Source organism: Robinsoniella sp. (assembly GCF_034124845.1).
Genome location: NZ_JAWYAJ010000236.1, coordinates 1 through 2613 on the forward strand (window position 1 = coordinate 1; position 2613 = coordinate 2613).

The following is a 2613-nucleotide window of genomic DNA, read 5'->3' on the forward strand; positions in this document are numbered from 1 at the left end:
CGTTCCATACTTTCTATTGAAGCAGTACCGCAGACCCGTCAGCGGTATGCAGGGGTATAAGTGTGAAAGAAAAGCGTTTTCAAATTACTTATTAGGGAATAGCACAACCACTTGCGTTATTTTGGGGGTATCACGATGAAGGAGCATTTAATATGGAAAATATACAGGAACAGATAATCAGAACAGAATATTCAGATGTAATGCAGAAATCGTACATTGATTATGCAATGAGCGTAATTATCGCCAGAGCAATTCCGGATGTAAGGGACGGTCTGAAGCCGGTTCAGCGAAGAACTCTTTATGATATGTATGAATTAGGTATCAAGTATGACAGACCTTACCGTAAATGTGCACGTATAGTAGGTGATACCATGGGTAAATACCATCCCCACGGCGACAGTTCCATCTATGAATCACTGGTAGTGATGGCACAGGAATTTAAAAAAGGCCTTCCTTTAGTAGACGGGCACGGAAACTTTGGTTCCATTGAAGGGGATGGAGCGGCAGCAATGCGTTATACAGAAGCTAGGCTGCAGAAAATCACCCAGGAAGCTTACTTAAATGATCTGGACAAAGATGTGGTAGATTTTGTTCCGAACTTTGATGGTACGGAAAAGGAGCCGGCGGTACTGCCGGTACGTCTGCCCAATCTGCTGGTAAATGGAGCGGAAGGCATTGCGGTTGGTATGGTAACCAGCATTCCGCCTCACAATCTGGGAGAGGTGATTGATGCAGTTAAGGCTACGATTAAAAATAATAAAATTACGACAGAAGAGATCATGGAGTATGTGCAGGGACCGGATTTCCCGACAGGGGGTATCGTGGTAAACAAAGATGATCTTCTTCAGATATATAAGACTGGGGCAGGTAAGATAAAGCTCAGGGGAAAAGTGGAATTTGAACCTGGAAAAAATGGAAAAGACCGGCTTGTGATCACCCAGATTCCTTACACCATGATGGGCGCCAACATCGGAAAGTTCCTGAATGATGTGGCGACGCTGGTGGAAACGAAAAAAACCAATGACATCGTGGATATATCCAATCAGTCTTCCAAGGATGGCATACGAATTGTTTTGGAACTCCGTAAAAATGCGGATCATGAAAACCTGGTGAATATGCTATATAAAAAGACCCGCTTAGAAGACACTTTTGGCGTAAATATGCTTTCCGTTGCAGAAGGCAGACCGGAGACGCTGGGAATAAAAGCGATCATTGAATACCATATAGATTTCCAGTTTGAACTTGCTACCAGAAAATATAAAACGCTTCTTGCAAAAGAATTAAATAAAAAAGAAATCCAGGAAGGATTAATCAAAGCCTGTGATGTGATTGATCTGATTATAGAGATTTTAAGAGGCAGCAAAAACCAGAAACAGGTAAAAGAATGTCTGATCAATGGCGTGACGGAAGGTATTAAATTTAAATCTGCGGCTTCTAAAAAGGCGGCAGCGGCTCTTAATTTTACCGAAGCACAGGCAACTGCTATTTTAGAGATGCGTTTATATAAATTGATTGGACTGGAAATTGAAGCATTGCAGAAAGAGCACGAGACAACACTTAAAAATATCGCATCTTATGAAGATATTTTAAATAATTATAAATCCATGGCAAAAGTAATTATTAAAGAACTGGATGCCATCAAAAAAGAATATGCCAGACCGAGAAGAACTGCTATTGAAAATGCGGCAGAAGCCGTATATGAAGAGAAAAAAATAGAAGAGATGGAAGTAATCTTTCTGATGGATCGGTTCGGTTATGCAAAAACAATCGATGTTACTGCATATGACCGGAATAAAGAAGCTGCGGACAGTGAAAATAAATATGTTCTTTCTTGTATGAACACGGATAAGATCTGTATTTTTACGGACACCGGCAAGCAGCATTTAATTAAAGTGATGGATGTTCCTTACGGTAAGTTCCGGGATAAGGGCAAGCCCATTGACAATCTCTGCAATTACAGCAGCAGCGAAGAACAGATTGTACTGGTGGAAACATTGACAAAGGTGAAGATGTCAGTATTGATATTTGCCACAAAAGCCGGAATGATTAAACAAGTAGAAGGAACAGAATTTGACGTGGCGAAGAAAACCATTGCCGCAACCAAACTGGCAGAAGAAGACCAGGTGGTATCTGTCTCCTGCCTGGATGACAGCAGTCAGATTGTATTTCAGACAGATCAGGGTATTTTCCTGAGATTTTTATTGGAAGAAGTGCCCCAGAAGAAAAAGGGGGCCGTGGGTGTGCGGGGAATCCGTCTCTCAGAAAATGACTTCATTCAGGAAGTTTACTATCTTTCATCCCAGGATGACACCACGATTTCATATAAGGATAAGGAAGTGCAGCTGAATAAACTCCGTCTTGGAAAGCGTGATACCAAGGGGACAAAAATAAGGGTTTAATTTACCTGCAGCCATCTCTTTTTCCAGTCAGCAACGTTGTACAATTGCGCATACGGGAAAGACTGAGCAGTAACCTTAAGAGTAACAGTTCAGACGAGCTGACCTGTTACTGCAAAAATCCATTCATAATCGCTTGCACGATGGGATTTTTGCACTCCTGAATCACTTTCTTACGGTATACGCAGTAAATGCGCATACCTGTCTGAACTGTTAC

The 2613-nt window shown here is 41.6% G+C and carries 1 protein-coding gene; it reads left to right on the forward strand.

Features of this window, described 5'->3' with window-relative positions:
* Window positions 1-152 precede the first annotated feature (152 nt).
* Window positions 153-2399, forward strand: coding sequence for a DNA topoisomerase (ATP-hydrolyzing) subunit A (locus ACH2DQ_RS11690; protein WP_394916211.1), 2247 nt, complete (start codon window positions 153-155; stop codon window positions 2397-2399).
* The last annotated feature ends 214 nt before the right edge of the window (window positions 2400-2613 follow it).

Excerpts from the sequence above, each read along its gene's own strand:
- ACH2DQ_RS11690 (WP_394916211.1), top strand. The coding sequence starts at position 153 with ATGGAAAATATACAGGAACAGATAATCAGAACAGAATATTCAGATGTA.